General features: G+C 29.1%; 14 protein-coding genes. 7 read left to right on the top strand and 7 right to left on the bottom strand.

Annotation, left to right across the window (positions count from 1 at the left end; all coding sequences use genetic code 11):
- Nucleotides 1–115: 115 nt before the first annotated feature.
- From hisG to H9W90_RS04205, 5 genes are all read right to left on the bottom strand, one after another.
- Entirely contained in the window at nucleotides 116–973 is an 858-nt protein-coding gene (hisG, locus tag H9W90_RS04225; RefSeq protein ID WP_187483220.1) for an ATP phosphoribosyltransferase, read from the bottom strand.
- Nucleotides 974–1,353: 380 nt separating this feature from the next.
- Complete coding sequence (locus H9W90_RS04220) at nucleotides 1,354–1,734, bottom strand: hypothetical protein (RefSeq protein WP_187483219.1); 381 nt, start codon at nucleotides 1,732–1,734, stop codon at nucleotides 1,354–1,356.
- A gap of 69 nt (nucleotides 1,735–1,803) precedes the next feature.
- Complete coding sequence (gene typA / locus H9W90_RS04215) at nucleotides 1,804–3,576, bottom strand: translational GTPase TypA (RefSeq protein ID WP_187483218.1); 1,773 nt, start codon at nucleotides 3,574–3,576, stop codon at nucleotides 1,804–1,806.
- Between the two features lie 272 nt (nucleotides 3,577–3,848).
- Nucleotides 3,849–4,139 carry an LETM1 domain-containing protein gene (locus H9W90_RS04210; protein ID WP_187483217.1) on the bottom strand — a complete coding sequence of 97 codons (291 nt, stop codon included), beginning with the start codon at nucleotides 4,137–4,139 and terminating at the stop codon, nucleotides 3,849–3,851.
- Nucleotides 4,139–5,302, bottom strand: a complete 1,164-nt coding sequence (locus tag H9W90_RS04205) for a proline dehydrogenase family protein (RefSeq protein ID WP_187483216.1) — start codon at nucleotides 5,300–5,302, stop codon at nucleotides 4,139–4,141. The genes H9W90_RS04210 and H9W90_RS04205 overlap by 1 nt, the downstream gene beginning before the upstream one ends.
- An 89-nt stretch (nucleotides 5,303–5,391) precedes the next feature.
- Between H9W90_RS04205 and aroB the strand changes: the two genes are divergently transcribed.
- Nucleotides 5,392–6,450, top strand: a complete 1,059-nt coding sequence (gene aroB, locus H9W90_RS04200) for a 3-dehydroquinate synthase (RefSeq protein WP_187483215.1) — start codon at nucleotides 5,392–5,394, stop codon at nucleotides 6,448–6,450.
- Nucleotides 6,451–6,541: 91 nt separating this feature from the next.
- Here the strand turns inward: aroB and H9W90_RS04195 are convergent, their stop codons facing one another.
- Both H9W90_RS04195 and H9W90_RS04190 read right to left on the bottom strand, forming a co-directional pair.
- A complete protein-coding gene (locus tag H9W90_RS04195; protein WP_187483214.1) occupies nucleotides 6,542–9,058 on the bottom strand; it encodes a TonB-dependent receptor in 2,517 nt (838 codons plus the stop codon).
- Nucleotides 9,059–9,208: 150 nt separating this feature from the next.
- Nucleotides 9,209–9,661, bottom strand: a complete 453-nt coding sequence (locus H9W90_RS04190; RefSeq protein WP_187483213.1) for a cold-shock protein — start codon at nucleotides 9,659–9,661, stop codon at nucleotides 9,209–9,211.
- A 231-nt stretch (nucleotides 9,662–9,892) separates the two neighbouring features.
- On the opposite strand from H9W90_RS04190, the gene H9W90_RS04185 reads away from it, so the two are divergent.
- From H9W90_RS04185 to H9W90_RS04160, 6 genes are all read left to right on the top strand, one after another.
- Entirely contained in the window at nucleotides 9,893–10,909 is a 1,017-nt protein-coding gene (locus tag H9W90_RS04185; protein ID WP_187483212.1) for a hypothetical protein, read from the top strand.
- A gap of 165 nt (nucleotides 10,910–11,074) precedes the next feature.
- On the top strand, nucleotides 11,075–11,746 hold the full coding sequence (locus tag H9W90_RS04180) for a TetR/AcrR family transcriptional regulator (protein ID WP_187483211.1): 672 nt from the start codon (nucleotides 11,075–11,077) through the stop codon (nucleotides 11,744–11,746).
- A gap of 5 nt (nucleotides 11,747–11,751) precedes the next feature.
- Nucleotides 11,752–13,419, top strand: a complete 1,668-nt coding sequence (locus H9W90_RS04175) for a peptidase domain-containing ABC transporter (protein ID WP_187483210.1) — start codon at nucleotides 11,752–11,754, stop codon at nucleotides 13,417–13,419.
- Between the two features lie 3 nt (nucleotides 13,420–13,422).
- Nucleotides 13,423–14,781, top strand: coding sequence for an HlyD family secretion protein (locus tag H9W90_RS04170; RefSeq protein WP_187483209.1), 1,359 nt, complete (start codon nucleotides 13,423–13,425; stop codon nucleotides 14,779–14,781).
- Between the two features lie 3 nt (nucleotides 14,782–14,784).
- Nucleotides 14,785–16,179 (top strand): TolC family protein, encoded by a 1,395-nt coding sequence (locus H9W90_RS04165; RefSeq protein ID WP_187483208.1) that lies wholly within the window; start codon nucleotides 14,785–14,787, stop codon nucleotides 16,177–16,179.
- A 69-nt stretch (nucleotides 16,180–16,248) separates the two neighbouring features.
- Nucleotides 16,249–18,444 (top strand): T9SS type A sorting domain-containing protein, encoded by a 2,196-nt coding sequence (locus H9W90_RS04160; protein WP_187483207.1) that lies wholly within the window; start codon nucleotides 16,249–16,251, stop codon nucleotides 18,442–18,444.
- Nucleotides 18,445–18,447: the final 3 nt, after the last annotated feature.

The raw sequence follows: 18,447 nt of genomic DNA, 5'->3' as shown, positions 1-18,447 counted from the left end.
TCTTATAAACTTGCGTGAGCGTTAGGGATTGAAACGGCATCCTTTTTTCTTTTTCGGAAAAAAGATATAGTGGAAAGCCCGTTAAAACGCCCAAAAAACCATTCAATTTTTTAAATTAAAGTACCATTTTTTCAATTGGACACACTAAAATTCCTTCGGCTCCATTTGCTTTTAAATCTTCGATAATGTCCCAGAATTTATTCTTGGTAACTACTGTGTGCACAGAACTCCAACCTTTTTCTGCCAATGGCAAAACTGTAGGACTTCTCATACCTGGCAAGAGTTTTAGTATATTTTCTAACTTATCATTTGGTGCATTTAATAACACATATTTTGAATCTCTACCTTTTAAAACAGACTGAATTCTAAATTGAATTTTGTCTAAAATAACTTTTCTTTCATCGGAAATTTGAGGAGAAACTGCCAAAACTGCTTCCGATTTTAAAAGAACCTCAATTTCTTTTAATCCGTTTTTGAATAAGGTACTTCCACTGGAAACGATATCGCAAATTCCATCTGCCAAACCAATATTTGGCGCAATTTCTACAGAACCATTAATAATGTGTAATTGTGCATCTAGATTTTGTTCTTTTAAAAACTTTCTAACTGTTTCTGGATAAGAAGTTGCAATTCTTTTTCCGTTTAAATCTTTTAAAGAATTGGATTTAGATTCTTTTGGAACAGCTATTGAAACTTTACATTTAGAAAAACCTAAACGTTCTACAAATTCTAAATCGCTTCCTTTTTCTATTAAAACATTCTCACCAATTATTGCTGCATCTACTACTCCATCTCGTAAATATTGAGGAATATCTCCATTTCTTAAATAGAAAACTTCCACAGGAAAATTTCTTGCGGATGCTTTTAGTTGGTCTTTACCATTATCGATAGAAATTCCAATGTCTTTTAAGATTCTCATTGAATCTTCGTTTAATCTTCCTGATTTTTGTACTGCAATTCTTAAATTACTCATTTTGTTTTGTTTAATGCCTGAACAAATACGGTTTTAAAATTGAAAAAACCCGTTTGATTTGCTCAAACGGGTTTATAAATATCTTGATTTTATTCAATACATCTTTAAATCGCTTGACTGCAATTGTAAAAATGATGGTGATGTGATTGAATAAAGTTCATTTGTTTTCTAATAAGTTACAAATATCTAAATTTAATTAGATATAAACCAAAAGAAGAGTAAAAACTTTTAAGAAATAGGAAATTTTATCAAATTTTTAAAATTTGTTTGATTTTTTATTCTTTTAGCAAGAACAGATGTTTATTCTATTAATCTTATTATAATTAAATAATCTAAATTCTCTAACTACACCTATAAAACATTGAATAAACATCTCAATTTTAACTAAATTGAGGTTCTATGTCTGGCAGTTTATTTTTAAAACTTGGTGCATTCTCTCTGTAAGAAACAGCTTTCTTTTTAGAAACCATAACCAATAAATCTTCATTTAAGGTAAATAAAGTGGCTGCTCTAAATTTATTTATCAATAAATTTTCTATTTCAGAAATTACCTCATCAAAAGAAAATTGTTTGTATTTCTCTTCCTCTTTATGACGGTATTTTAATTGAAAAACTTGTTTATTATCAATGATAAACAAACGCATGTATACATTTATCAATCCTTCACCTTTTTTAAGAGGTTTGCTTAATGTAAGTTTTACAAACTCATCATTTGTAAGGCTTTGTTTTAATGTTTGGAAAAGGTGTTTAAAATCACTCATATTACAAAGATAAAAAAAGCTCAAGTTTAAAACTTGAGCTTTTTAAATATATTATTCTATTTGTATTTCTTATCCTTTAAAGTTGATTTTACGCATACGTAAACTTTCTGGAGTAACTTCTAAATACTCATCAGCTTTAATGTATTCCATATTTTCTTCTAAAGAAAAGTCTACTTTTGGTGCAATTTTCATAGCATCATCTGTACCAGATTTACGCATGTTTGTTAATTGCTTTCCTTTAATTAAGTTAACTGCTAAATCGTCTGATTTAGAGTTTTCTCCAATTACTTGACCAATGTATATTTCTTGATTGATATCAATAAAGAAACGACCTCTATCTTGTAAACGGTTTAATGCATAGGCAGTTGCTTTACCAGCAGCAGAAGAAACGATTGCTCCTTTTACTTCTTCTGTAAAGTCTCCTTTGTAAGGTCCGTATTCTGAAAAACGGTGGTTAATAATAGCAGTACCTGCTGTTGCAGTTAAAATTCTATTTCTTAAACCTATTAAACCACGAGAAGGAATTGTAAACTCTAAATGTTGTAAATCTCCTTTAGGCTCCATAATCATTAAATCTCCTTTTCTTAAAGAAACCAAGTTTACTGCTTTAGAAGCAACATCTTCTGGTACATCAATAGATAAGGTTTCATATGGTTCTGATTTTACACCATCTATATCTTTTAAAATTACCTGTGGTCTTCCCACTTGTAATTCATAACCTTCTCTACGCATTGTTTCAATTAATACAGATAAGTGTAAAACTCCACGTCCGAAAACGTTAAATTTATCTTCAGAATCTGTAGTTTCTACTTTTAATGCAAGATTTTTCTCTAATTCTTTAAACAATCTGTCTCTTAAGTGACGAGATGTTACATATTTACCTTCTTTACCAAAGAAAGGAGAATTGTTAATTGTAAACAACATACTCATTGTAGGTTGGTCAATTTCTGTTCTTGGTAATGCTTCAGGATTTTCTAAATCTGCAATTGTATCACCAATTTCGAAACCTTCAATACCGGTAATAGCACAAATATCTCCACAAGGAACTTTGTCTACTTGCATTTTACCCATTCCTTCGAATACGTGTAATTCTTTAATTCTTACTTTTTTAGTAGATCCATCTGCTTTACAAAGCATGTAATCTTTACCAACTTCTAAATCTCCTCTAAATATACGTCCGATTGCAATTCTTCCTGTAAAAGAAGAAAAATCTAAAGATGTAATTTGCATTTGAGCAGTTCCTTCGTTGTATTTTGTTGCTGGAATAGATTCTATAACAGCATCTAATAAAGGAATAATATTGTCTGTTTCGTTTTTCCAATCTGTAGACATCCAATTATTTTTTGCAGAACCATAAATAGTTGCAAAATCTAATTGCTCTTCAGTTGCTTCTAAAGCAAACATTAAATCGAAAACTTTTTCGTGCACTAAATCTGGTGTACAGTTTTCTTTATCTACTTTGTTTACTACAACAATTGGCGTTAAACCTAACTCTAAAGCTTTACCTAACACAAAACGAGTTTGTGGCATTGGCCCTTCGAATGCATCAACTAATAACAAAACACCATCAGCCATTTTTAATACACGCTCTACTTCTCCACCAAAATCGGCGTGACCAGGAGTATCAATTACGTTAATTTTTGTGTTTTTATAAGTAACAGAAACGTTTTTAGAAAGAATTGTAATTCCTCTTTCACGCTCTAAATCGTTATTATCTAACAATAAATCTGTACGTTCTTTACGGTCGTCTAAAACTTTTGCTTGATCTATAATTTTATCTACCAAAGTTGTTTTTCCGTGATCGACGTGGGCAATAATTGCGATGTTTCTAATTTCGTGCATTTGTACTTTCTTAAATTTCGTGCAAAAGTAATTGTTTAGAAGTGAATTACACTATTTTTTACAAAGTATTTTAATGTGCCATATTGTTAAATAATTTGAACTGTTTTGGCATGTGTGCGCGTTAGCGATTGAAACGGCATCCTTTTTATGCTAAATTTACTCAAGTATCTACGAATTAATTTATTAATTAACTGAACTACAGATAGCTATTGATATATATTCTAAATAAAAAGATATAGTGGAAAGCGCGACCTGATAAGGTAACGTCCAAATTATTCATTTTTAGGATTGTCTTGAAATGCAGAGGGTAAAATATCTGGAATTAATTTTATTAGTAATGGTAGCAATAATGCACCTCCAGGCAATAAAAAAACTGCCAATGCTGGTATCGACTTACAAATATCTAACAGTTGAATTTTTATTTTTTCCTTCTCTTCAAATGTTAACTTCGAGTGTGTAGATTTTCTAATTAAATGCATCGCTTCCTTGCTTTGAGAGATTTCTTGATGTAATCTCAATTTGTTTTTATGGAGCAATATTCTAATTTCTTCTACGGTTTTCATTACAATTTTCTGCGTTTACGCTCTGTTTTCAATAAATTTAATTCTCTACTTGTTTGTCCTGCAACAGAAGTATTTTCTTCTGCTCTACGAATTAAATACGGCATAACATCTCTAACTGGACCAAAAGGTAAATATTTTGCAACATTGTAACCTTGGTTTGCTAAATTATAGCTAATATGATCGCTCATACCAAATAATTGCCCAAACCACAGTCTTTTATCATTTTCTTTAATTCCGTATTTTTTAGCTAAATCCATAACTAAATAGGAGCTTTCTTCATTATGAGTTCCTGCAAAAAGTGCCATTCTTGGATGTTCCATCATGTATTTTATGGCTTCATCATAATTTAGATCTGTTGCTTCTTTGTTTTCACAAATTGGTGAAGGATATCCTTTTTCTTCTGCTCTTTCTCGTTCTTTTTCCATGTAAGCACCACGAACTACTTTCATACCAATGTAAAACCCTTTTTGATGAGCTCTAGAACGTAACTCTTTTAAATATTCCATTCTATCATGTCTATACATTTGTAATGTATTAAAAACAATAGCTTTTTCTTTATTATATGTTTCCATTAAAGATTCTATAAGATCATCGGCAGCTTTTTGCATCCAACTTTCTTCTGCATCTATTAATAATGGAACATCTTTTTTAAGAGCAGCTTTACAAACTGTATGAAAACGATTTAAAACACGCTCCCACTCTGCTTCTTCGTCTTTTGTTAATTCTTTTCCTTCAGATATTTTTTGATACAAACCAAAACGTCCAAATCCTGATGGTTTAAAAACAGCAAATGGAATTGACTTTTTTTCTTCACAAAAATCAACAATTTTTAAAATGATTTTTAAAGCTCCATCAAAACTTACTTCTTTGTCTTTTCCTTCTACAGAATAGTCTAAAACACTATGCACGTTACCATTTGTATGCATATTATCTATGATTGGTAAACAATCTTCTTCTGTTACACCACCACAAAAATGGTCGAAAACCGTTGAACGGATTAGGCCTTCTATTGGCAAATGTGCTTTTAAAGCAAAATTAGTTACAGCACTACCAATTCTTACCATTGGTTGGTTTTGTATCATTTTAAACAAAAAATAAGCGCGTTCTAATTGTGAATCTGATTTTAAAGCAAAAGCTACTTCTGTATTGTCGAAAAGTTTCATTCGGTATCGTTTTATCAAAAACAAATATACTGCAAGAGGATAAATAATTCAATAAATTCTATTTAATTTGCAGTCATAATATTTTATCGATGAAAACTATTCAAGCCGCAAGTTATCCTGTTCATTTTCAAGAAGAAGCGTATAAAAAGCTATCTAATTTAATTGTTAAAAATGATTACTCTACTATATTTATTTTAGTAGATGAGAATACTTTTGAACATTGTTACCCTAAATTTATACCAAATTTAGAAACAAATAAGAGAATCGAAGTCATAGAAATTGAGTCTGGAGAGATTAATAAAAATATTGAAACTTGTATTGGTGTCTGGAACGCAATTACAGAACTTGGTGGTGATAGAAAAAGTTTACTAATTACTTTGGGTGGTGGAGTAATAACAGATTTAGGTGGTTTTGTGGCTTCTTGTTTTAAACGTGGAATCGACTTTGTAAATATACCAACAACTTTACTTTCTATGGTTGATGCTTCTGTTGGTGGAAAAACTGGAGTTGATTTAGGAGTTTTAAAAAACCAGATTGGTTTGTTTTCTAACCCAGAAATGGTTTTGGTAGATGCAGATTATTTAACGACTGTAACAGAAAGAGAAATTAAATCTGGAATGGCAGAAATCATTAAATATGGTGTTACTTATGATATTAAACTATTTAATGAGGTAAAACTAAACAAAGGACTACATATCAACGAATTAATATTTAGATCTGTTGAAATAAAAAATGAAGTTGTTCTACAAGATCCGAAAGAAAAAAGTTTGCGTAAAATATTAAATTTTGGACATACAATTGGGCATGCAATTGAGTCTTTTTATTTAGAATCGGCAGATAAGGAAAACTTAACTCATGGTGAAGCAATTGCTATTGGAATGGTTTGTGAAAGCTATATTTCTAGTAAACTTCTAAATTTTCCAGAAACCAAATTAAACGAAATAAAAGAGGTTGTTTTATCTATTTATGATAAAATAAATCTTTTAAAAGAAGATTTTTCTGGAATTATGGAATTATTAAAACATGATAAGAAAAACGTAAACGGACAAGTAAATTTTGTGCTTTTAAACGATTATGAAAATCATAAATTAGATTGTAAAGTCTCTGAAGATTTAATTGTTGAGAGTATGGAATTTTATAATTCGTAATTATAAATTTAAGAAACAGTACTTTAAAGTTCATAAAAAAAATCCTTCAAATTTAAAAATTGAAGGATTTTTTCTTTTAAAAATTAGCTACTTAAAACTCACGTTTCCCAAATTCACTATCAATAAATTTTGATTTATTTTTAGCTGCATTAAATGTATAAGAAAGGTTTAAAGAAACCATATCTACTTCATAGACATAGTTTGTAGTTGTAAAAAATTGATTTGGTCTAGATGTAGTAATTCGTTGTTCATTCGTCTTAAATAAGCCCATATCTATATTTTGCCACTGTAAAGTAGCTGTTAAACGATTGTCCATAAACGTTTTTCTAAACGTTAAATTTGGCGAGTAAAAACGAGAATCTTCACCCATTGCTGTATTTCTATCAGATAAATAATTAAACGTAAATTGCAAAGAAGCATTTTCCCAGAAATTATACGTAGAATTTAAATTGAAAGAATAAATAGTAGATTTTGAATCAATATCATAATTTCTTTCTACTCCATCTCTATGTCTAAAGTTTAAAACACCATCAATAGCGTAATTATAAACGTTTACACCGATGAAGTTTGTCCAATTTTTTGTTGGTTTTATAGTTGCTCCAACTTCAATACCAATTGAATTACTTTTACCAACATTAGAATATACTCTGTTTATAATACTGTCTAAAACAGCACCATTACTTTCGTAGGCTAATGTATTTACACGATTTATAACATTATTTACATGTCTATAATATGCAGTTGCATAAATGGAATTTCCTTTTTTTAGTTTTTTTGTGAAGCCTAATTCAACTAAATCTATAAATTCTGGCAACAACGTATTATCTCCTTGCTCAAAAACTTCTGAATGTTCGCGTTCTGCAAAACTATTCATCTTAAAAGTTGTTGTTCTTTCTACTCTTTTACTATATGCAGTTTTTATGTTTGTTTTATCATCAATTTTATATTGTAAAGATGCTGAAGGGAATAACTTTACAAAATCATAATCATACACGTTTTCTGTAGTTTCACTCTGTAAAGCTTCTTTATACTCTCTATCCATTGATTCTAAACGTAAACCAGCTGCGTAATCCCATTTATTTTTTGTTCCAGTAATTTGTGCATAACTAGAATGAATTACTCTTTTTAAACTAACATCACTAGAAAATTCAGGTACTAAAACACCATCTCTTTCATAAACGAATTTTCCTGTGTGATCTAAATCCCTGTATTGATAACCTGTTTCTAAAGTTCCTAATTCAAAAGGTTTCCATTGATAATCTAAATTAAAACGTGTTCCATATAAAGGATTGTCGTTTGTATTGAATTCTTTTTGATACACAATATTATTATCTGGAAAACCTAAATTATCATTTTCTGTTGGTCCGCCTAAAAAAGTGTATTCATATAATATAGAAGTAGAAATTTTAGATTTATTATCAAATTTATGCGAATAATCGAAACTTCCTAAAGCAAAATCTCCTTTTCTAACTCTTAAATTATGATTGTAATATGCAAATGTATATTCACGATTGTTACTCCCAATTGGAGAAATTGCATGATTATCGAAGTAAACAATATCTGCCAAACGTTCTTTTGTTCTTTTTCCTGCAAAAAATCCTAAAGAAAAATTATCATTTTTATTTGGCGTATAATCTACGTTAAAACGTCCATTATAGGTAATTTCATCGAAACTACGTTCTCCATCAGAAGGTAAAAAAGTTGTTTTGTCTTCTGGAGTATTTACAATAAACATGTCTCCTTCTCTTCTACCGGTTTTATCATTTCTTTGATAACTTGCTCCAACAGAAATATTCCAATTATCTGTTCTTTTATTTACAGTTGCATCAATTCCATATCTCTGTGCTGCTACTTTTGTGTCATAATCTTCAATCGAAGGAAATCCACCACGAACATTAATTTGAGCAAATGTTCCGTTAATTGCTCCTTTTTTTGTGAGTATGTTTAGTATTCCTCCTTTTCCTTCAGGATCATATTTTGCAGAAGGTGCAGTAATTAACTCTATAGATTGCAATGCATTAGCTGGTAATTGTGCTAGAATTGCACTTGCATCTCCTTGTGTTGGTTTGCCATTTATTAAAACGGTAAAACCTTTACTTCCTCTTACACTTATTTCTCCTAAACCATCTATTGTAACTGAAGGTAAATTTTTTACAATATCTACAGCATTTCCACCAACAGCTGTTTGATATTTTTTAGTATCGAAAACTTGTCGATCAATTTTATGAGAAACCGTTTGTTTTTCTGTTTTAACAACTACTTCATTTAATTGATTTGTAGTACCTAAACTTAATTTTATGGTTCCTACATCTTTAAATTCTCCGTTTTTGTTGATAACAATAGACTGTATAGTTTTTGTCTGATAACCAAGAAAAGAAGCTTCTATATAATAGGTTCCAGATTTTACACTGGTAATTAAAAACTGACCTTTATTATCTGTGACAACACCATTAATTAAAGTTTTACTTTGAGAATTATATAAAGCTACACTAGCATATTCTAATGGATAATTATCTTCTCCATCAACAATTTTTCCTTTTATTTGGGCAGATATTAGTTGTATCGAAAATAAAAATAATACTAGAAAAACATTTTGTCTTAATTTCATAAAATTGAGTTAATTCAGTTTGCAAAAATAATTAAGTTTAGCTTATTAGACTAAAAATATGAAGATGGTTTAATTACTTTTTAAGTTTAATTTTCTGACAAAAAAAATCCTTCTAAAAGAAGGATTTTAAATTATTTATGTGTGAGCAAATTAAATTTTCTTAACTTTTACAGCATTCATTCCACGCATTCCTTTTTCTAATTCAAAAGAAACTTTGTCGTTTTCTGTAATCTCATCAATAATACCACTGATGTGTGTAAAATATTTTTCGTTATTTTCAGTATCGATAATAAAACCGAAACCTTTAGAAGAATCAAAAAATGAAACTTTTCCTTTTCTAACTGGGTCTTCTTCTGGTAAATCTTCTTTTTTAGTTACAGAAATTTCTATATCTTCTAATTCGATTTCTACTTTCAATTCTGGATCTGGTGGAGTATCTGTTAAGTTTCCATTATGATCTACATATGCAAACTGAATTCCTGTTGATCCGTTTTCTTCTTTTTCCGCCTTTCTAGCGTCCATTTTTTTCTGCTTATCTAAACGCTTCTTTAAACGTTTTTTTTCTTTTTCACTTTTACTAAATGTTTGTTGCGATTTTGCCATTAATTATAAATAGAGTTTTTATTAAGAGTTTATGTAGTATATAAAGATTGATTTTTAAAGTAACCAAAATGAAATAATATAACATTATCTCTTGATATTCTCTACACTTTGCAAATATACTACAAATTTAATTTTCTTCAAAATAAAGATTTCTATCAAAATTTTTAAAAAAAATAAAACCACTTCTACATTTTTCTCGTAAGTAAAACTGAAAACTAAAATTATATAATTATGAAAACACTTAAAATTTTTGCATTCGCATGCGCAACCGCTTTAACCTTATCATCTTGTTCTAATAGTGATAATGACATTAATCTTGATACTAAAATTTTATTTACTTCTAATAATTCAGATGGAAATGTAAACATGTACAATGTTACAGACATAAATGCTGTAGCAAAATCTACTCTAACTACCGCAACAGTTAAAGCTGATGGAATTTATTATGATGGCGATCAAGACCTTGTAGTACAGGCTTCTAGAAGCACTTTTGGATTAGAAGGTTACACAGGAATAAACGTTTCAAGTACTTCTGCAAACGTAAATATTGGTATTACTGGTTCTTTAGACATGAAAAGTCCAAGAGAATTAGCTGTTAATGGTGATTTTTATGTTGTAGCAGACAATGCAGATGCAGATGGAGATGATACTACAAAAGATGGTAAACTTTTTATTTATTCTAAAAATGGAACCTCTTTTACTTTAAGAAACATAATAACAACAGATATTAAACTTTGGGGAATAACATTTATTGGAAATGATTTATATGCAATTGTAGACACTACAAATGAATTAGCAGTTTATACTAATTTTTTAAATAATACTAGTACAACAACAATTTCTGCAACTAAAACAATTGCAGTAGAAGGTATTGTAAGAACTCATGGTTTAACTTATGATGGTATGACAGATACAATGATTTTAACAGATATTGGAGCAGCTTCTAATGGACAAGATGATGGAGGTTTTCAAGTGATTGAAAATTTTACTTCTAAATTTAATGCTACACAAAATAACGCAACGTTAGCTTTAAGTCAACAAACAAGAGTTTCTGGAGCAAGTACTTTACTAGGTAACCCTGTAGATGTTGCTTATGATGGAGATACTAAAACTGTATTTATTGCAGAAGCTGGTAATGGTGGTGGAAGAATCCTTGCTTATAACAATATTGGTAATGGTGGTAACTTAACTCCAATTTATAATACAGATTTAGCAGCAGCATCTGCTGTATTCTTTCATAAAGAATAGCTAAATATTAAGACATAAAATTTTGTTTATTTTATTGTTTGAATTAACGTAAACCTTCTGAAATTTCGGAAGGTTTTTTTTATATTATAAAAAATTGTTAATTATTAAATAAAACAATTAACATTAATAGTAATACTATTATATTTGCAAAATAAATGTTGTAAAATGAAAAACTCATCATCATTAATAAAGATTTCCATACCAGAAAAAATCTATATAAAAGACCCTGAAACATCAAATCTTGGTAAAAGAATTGTAGAAAACAGTATTTTACTTATTGATGAAATTGGTTTTGAGAGTTTTACTTTTAAAAAATTAGGAAGCAAAATTGGTTCTAATGAAAGTTCTATTTATAGATATTTTGAAAGCAAACATAAGCTGCTTTTATATTTATCATGTTGGTATTGGGCTTGGTTAGAATATCAACTAGTTATTGAAACCTTTAATATTTCTAATGTTGAAGAAAAATTAAAAAAAGCAATAGCAGTAGTTACTAAAAAAGTAAAATTAGATAGTAAATTTGCACATATTAATGAAATTTCACTCTATAAAATAATTATTAATGAAAGTTCAAAATCATTTTTAACAAAAAATGTAGATTTGGAAAACAAAGAGGGATATTTCGAAATATATAAAAGGCTAATTTCTAGATTGGAAAGAATGATATTAGACATAAAACCAGATTACAGTTTTGCTTTAAATTTAGCAAGTACAATTTTAGAAGGTGGCTTGCATCAGCATTATTTAATAGAACATTTTCCATCAATCACCAATTTCAGGAAAGGAGAATCTCCAACAGATTTTTTTATACAACTAACTAAAAACTCTTTATTATAAATTCTATGGAAAACAAACAATTATCTCCTTGGAAACGCTTTCTAGGTTTATTACAATTAGAAAGAAAAGATATTTTTCAGATTTTATATTATGCCATTTTTGGAGGAGTTGTGGCACTATCTTTACCTCTTGGAATTCAAGCTATTATTAATCTTATTCAAGGTGCACAAATTTCTACATCTTGGGTAGTTTTGGTTGTTTTAGTAACTATTGGTGTTATTTTTTCTGGAGCATTGCAACTTATGCAATTAAGAATTATAGAAACCATTCAACAAAGAATTTTTACAAGAGCTTCTTTTGAATTGAGTTATCGTTTTCCAAAAATAAAAATGAATGAGTTACACAATTATTATCCACCAGAATTGGCAAATCGTTTTTTTGATACATTAACTATCCAAAAAGGTTTAGCAAAAATTTTAATTGATGTACCTACTGCTCTTTTACAAATACTTTTTGCATTGATTTTGCTATCTTTTTACCATCCATTTTTTATCATATTCGGTATACTTTTATTGTTGCTAATTTTTATCGTTTTTAAATTTACAGCTCAAAAAGGATTAGAAACCAGTTTAGTGGAATCTAAAAATAAATATAAAGTTGCACACTGGATTCAAGAAATAGCAAGAACAGTAGTAAGTTTTAAGCTTTCTGGAAATACAAATTTGGCAATGCAAAAAAATGATGCATTAGTTGAGGAATATTTAATATCTAGAGAAAATCACTTTAAAATTTTAGTCATTCAATTTATACAAATGATTAGTTTTAAAGTCATTGTAACAGCTAGTTTGCTTTTAATTGGTGGGGCATTAGTTTTAAATCAAGAAATGAATATTGGACAATTTGTTGCTGCAGAAATTATTATTCTTTTAGTAATTGCTTCTGTAGAAAAACTAATTATTGGTTTAGAATCTTTTTATGATGTTTTAACTTCCATAGAAAAAATTGGACAAGTTGTAGACAAAGAATTAGAACCACAAGAAGGAGAAAGACCATTGTTTAAAGACGGTTTAATTATTGAGCTAGATAGCGTTTCTTACAGCGTAAATGATAGAGAAAAGCATATTATTAAAAACATATCTTTAACCATAGAACCATCTAGTAGAATACTTGTTATGGGAGAAAGTGGTGCTGGAAAATCTAGTTTATTACGCTTAATTGCTGGTGTAATTCAACCAACTGCAGGTAACATCTATATTAACAACTTATCATTAAACAGTTTACATTTAAATCATTATCGTTCTCAATTAGGTTTATCCCTTTCTGAAGAAACCCCTTTTGAAGGGACAATTAGAGAAAATTTAATTTTTGGAAATAAAGCTATAAAAGATGATATAATTTATGAAGCTTTAGATGCAGTAGGATTAAATCAATTCTTAAAAGAACAACCCAATGGTTTGGACACGATTATTCATCCAGAAGGTAAACAGATGTCTTATACGAAAGCTAAAAAATTAATTTTAGCCAGAGCTATTATCAAACAACCAAAAGTTATGATTTTAGAAGACCCACTAGATCAATTTAATTTAGACGAAACTTTAAAGATTATCGATTATTTAACAAACCCTAAACAACCCTGGGCTTTAATAGTAGTAAGTAGCAAAAAAAGCTGGAAATCTCAATGTAATCAAAAAATTACGTTAGAAAAAGGTAAGATTAAATCTATAAAAAACTAAACGATGTTAAACATTTCTAACAATCAATTAAATAAAAAAGTAGATTTAAAAAAGTTTAAATCTGGAAAAGAAATTTTCAGCAAAGAATATTATAAAGCTTTTAATAAGTTTCTATTAGCCGCTGCAATTTTAGGTTTTATTGTACTTTTTTTACCTTGGACACAGAATATAACCAGTCAAGGTCAAGTAACTACTTTAACACCAAATCAAAGACCACAAACCATTCAATCTCAAATTCCTGGTAGAATTGAAGAATGGCTTGTGCATGAAGGAGATTTTGTAAAAAAAGGAGATACTATTTTAAGAATTTCTGAAGTTAAAAGTGATTATTTTGATTCGCGTTTAATTGAAAGAACTAATGAACAAATTAATGCAAAATCATCTTCTGTTAACGCTTATAGTGGAAAAGTTTTGGCATTAGAAAGACAAATTGCTGCTTTAAAAAATGAACGTCAATTAAAGATTCAACAAACAAGAAATAAATTATTGCAATCTAAACTAAAAGTAAAAAGCGATAGTATAGATTATGAAGCGGCAAAAACAAATACTAAAATTGCAGAAAGGCAATTTAATAGAACAGAAACTTTACAAACAGAAGGCTTAAAAGCTGTTAAAGATGTTGAAGAAAAACGTTTAAAATTACAAGAAACGCAGGCTAAATTAATTTCTCAAGAAAATAAATTATTAGCAAGCAGAAATAATATTTTAAACGCAGAATTAGAATTATCACGAATTGGTGCAACATATACAGATAAAATATCAAAAGCACAAAGCGATATGTTTACTGCTCAATCTAGCGGTTTTGATGCAAAAGCTCAAGTTTCTAAATTAGAAAACAGCAATAGTAATTACAAAGCTAGAAATAGTTTATTATTTATAACTGCTCCGCAAAACGGATACATTAACAAAGTAATAAAAGGTGGAATTGGTGGTACTTTTAAAGAAGGTGAAGATTTGGTTGGCATTATGCCAGAAAAATACGATTTAGCTGTAGAAACCTATGTAAGACCAATAGATTTACCTCTTTTACATGTTGGCGAAAAAGTAAGAGTTCAATTCGATGGTTGGCCTGCAATTGTATTCTCTGGATGGCCTAACGTTTCTTACGGAACATATGGTGCAAAAGTAGTTGCAATAGAAAACTTTATTAGCGATAATGGAAAATACAGAATTTTGTTAGCACCAGATAACAAAGACCAAACTTGGCCAACAGCCATTAGAGTTGGTTCTGGAGCAAGAACAATTGCATTATTAGAAGATGTACCAATTTGGTTCGAGCTTTGGAGACAACTTAACAGCTTCCCACCTAACTATTATCAACCAGCAGGAAATAATAAAGGAGATAAATCTGATAAGAAATAAGTTATGAGAAAGTACTTTTTAGTTTTATTTTTATTGATAAATTCTATCAATTTTGCACAAGATAAAATTGAGTCTGTAATGACTTTATCAGAATATCTAGGATACGTAAAAAACTATCATCCTATTGTTAAACAAGCCAATTTAATCATCAATAATAGTGAGGCAAAACTATTAAAAGCAAGAGGTGCTTTTGACCCTAAAATTGAAGTAGATTTTGATAAAAAACAATTTAAAGAGAAAGAATATTATAATAAATTAAACGGAGCATTTAAAATACCAACTTGGTATGGCGTTGAGTTTAAGGCGAATTTCGAACAAAATGAAGGTATCTATTTAAATCCAGAAAACACAGTTCCAGAAGATGGTTTGTATAGTGCAGGAATTTCAATTTCATTAGCAAAAGGGTTTTTAATGAACCAAAGAATGGCAGACATTAAAAAAGCGAAGTTCTTTTTAAATCAAGCTAAAGAAGATCAACAAATTCTTGTAAATGAAATTTTATATAATGCATCTATTACTTATTTTAATTGGCTAAAAACATTTAATGAAAAAAAAGTATACGAAGATTTTTTAAACAACGCAGAAATTCGTTTCAAGGGAACTAAAAAAGCTTTTATGGAAGGAGAAAAACCAGCTATTGACACTTTAGAAGCAGGAATTACTCTAAAAACAAGAAAGTTAAATTTAGAAAAATCTAGAATTAAATTAGTAAAATCTTCTTTGGAGCTATCTAACTTTTTATGGTTGAATGATAATACACCAATAGAGTTAAAAGAAAATATTATTCCAGATATAGATGCAGTTAACTCAATTGATGCTTCCTTAAATATTGCTCTTTTTAATAATAAAAATTTTGACATTAACCAGCATCCCAAAATTAAATCTTTGGGTTTTAAAATTGAAAGTTTAACTATTGATAAAAGACTAAAATTGAACAGTTTGTTGCCTAAAATTGATGTTCAATATAACTTTTTAACTCAAAATGCAGAACAAATAAATTCATTAAACACACAAAACTTTAAAGCGGGAATCAATTTTAGCATGCCATTATTTTTAAGAAAAGAAAGAGGAGATTTAAAATTGGCTCGAATAAAGTTAAAAGATTTAGAATTTGAAAACAAGACAACGAAAGTTGTTATAAAAAATAAGGTAAATGCAATTCAACAAGAATTAAAATCTTATACAGTACAAAATAATTATACAGCAGATATAGTTAAAGATTACAATACTCTTTTAAAAGCGGAAGAACGCAAATTTTTCTTGGGAGAAAGCTCTCTATTTCTTGTAAACTACAGAGAAGCTAAATATATAGACGCAAAATTAAAGGCAATAGCTTTAGAGAACTCTTTCTTTAAAACAAAGGCTAGTTTATTTAAAGCTTTGGTTACCAATTTTTAAAGAAAAACAATTTTAAAATTTTCTTTAATTATCCACTAATTTTAATAATTTTACTCTTTATTTAACACAATGATTTTAAAGAGCAAATTTTCATTTTTTTTCGTACTATTTATTATATTTACTAATACTATTAAAAGTCAACATTCTATTGCTAGACAATGGAATGAAGAACTTTTAGAAGCAATTAGAAAAGATTTTGCTAGACCAACTGTTCATGCAAGAAACTTATTCCATTCATCTGCAATTATGTATGATGCTTGGGCAATTTTCGATGACACTGCACAAACTATATTTTTAGGAAATACTTTTGGCAATTACACAACAGACTACACTCCTATTGCTGTTCCAGCAAATAAAGACGAAGCAACAAAAGAAATTATTAGTTATGCTTTGTTTAGATTATTGAACCATCGCTTTAAAAATTCTCCTAACGCATCAGAAACACTTAATTCTTTAGAAACTTTTTTCACTTCTTTAGGATATGATAAAGACTTTGTTTCTGTAGATTATAATTCTGGTTCTTACGCTGCTCTAGGAAACTATATGGCAGAAAAAATGATTGATTTTGGAATGCAAGATGGAGCAAATGAAACAAATAGTTATAGAAATAAATACTACAGGACTGTAAATAACCCTTTAGTTTTAAAACTTTATGAAGACAACAGCAATATAGATCCAAATAGATGGCAACCATTAGCTTTTGACGTATTTATAGATCAATCAGGAAACCCTTTTCCTTTTAATACACCTGAATTTTTAAGTCCAGAATGGGGAGAAGTAATTCCTTTTTCTTTGAATAAAAATGATTTAGAAATCTTAAATAATAATTTTGATTCTTATATATACAACAATCCTGGTGCTCCCGTGTATATACAAGAATCTAATGAAGATGGAATAGACGACCCTTACAAATGGAACTTTTCTCTAGTTATTGCTTGGTCTGCACATTTAGACCCTAATGATAACGAAACTATGAATATTTCGCCAAACTCTATTGGGAATGTACCTATATCAGATTTTCCATCAACATTTACAGAATATAAAGAATTCTATAATTTCGAAAATGGTGGAGACACAGGTAAAGGATATCTAATTAACCCAAGAACTGGTAGAAAATATCAAAACAACATTGTAAAAAGAGCAGATTACGCAAGGGTTTTAGCAGAGTTTTGGGCAGATGGTCCAGATTCGGAAACACCACCTGGACATTGGTTTACAATTTTAAATTATGTAAGCGATCATCCACAATCTAAAAAAACTTTTGGAAACTCTAACACAGAGTTACCAACTTTAGAATGGGATGTTAAAAGTTATCTTGTTTTAGCTGGAGCAATGCATGATTCAGCAATAAATACTTGGGGTATAAAAGGGTATTACGACTTTATACGACCTATTTCCGCAATTAGATACATGGCTTCTAAAGGGCAAAGTTCTAATAAAAATTTACCAAGTTATAACCCTCATGGTTTACCATTAATAGAAAATTTAATTGAAGTAATTAAAACTGGAGATCCTTTGGCGGGTAATAATGATGAAAATGTTGGCAAGGTTAAAGTAAAATCATGGAAAGGCCCAGATTTTATTACCAATCCTGATACAGATTTAGCTGGTGTAGATTGGATTTTGGGTACGCATTGGTGGCCATATCAACGTCCGTCTTTTGTAACTCCTCCGTTTGCAGGATACCTTTCTGGACATTCTACTTTTTCTAGAGCAGCTTCAGAAGTTTTAACATTAATAACAAATGATTCTTATTTTCCTGGAGGAGTTGGAACTTTTGACGTTAAACAAAACGAATTTTTAGTTTTTGAAGAAGGTCCTACAGAAGATTTTACTTTACAATGGGCAACTTATAGAGATGCATCAGACCAAACAAGTTTATCTCGAATTTGGGGCGGTATACACCCACCAATTGATGATATAAAAGGAAGAATTATTGGTGATAAAATTGGAAAAGAAGCTTTTTCTCGTGCTGAAAAATACTTTTCTGGAACTTTAAATATTGATTCAAATTCAATAGAAAACAATATTTCTATTTATCCAAATCCTTTTGTAGAAACTATCACTATTAATACTTTAAACAAAGACAATTATATAGTAGATATCTATAACCTTATTGGTAAAAAAGTACATTCAGAATTTATTAATAGTGCAAAAAAAACTATTTCTCTTTTAAACTTACAATCAGGGATTTACTTTATTAAAGTTAATTCTTTAGACGGTAAAAATCAATTTGTAAAAAAGGTTATCAAATCAAAAAAATAACCA

Source organism: Polaribacter pectinis, from assembly GCF_014352875.1.
In the GTDB taxonomy this organism is placed as follows: Bacteria; Bacteroidota; Bacteroidia; order Flavobacteriales; family Flavobacteriaceae; genus Polaribacter; species Polaribacter pectinis.
The sequence above is the reverse complement of the archived record's forward strand: the minus strand, read 5'-3'. Positions and strand labels throughout refer to the sequence as shown.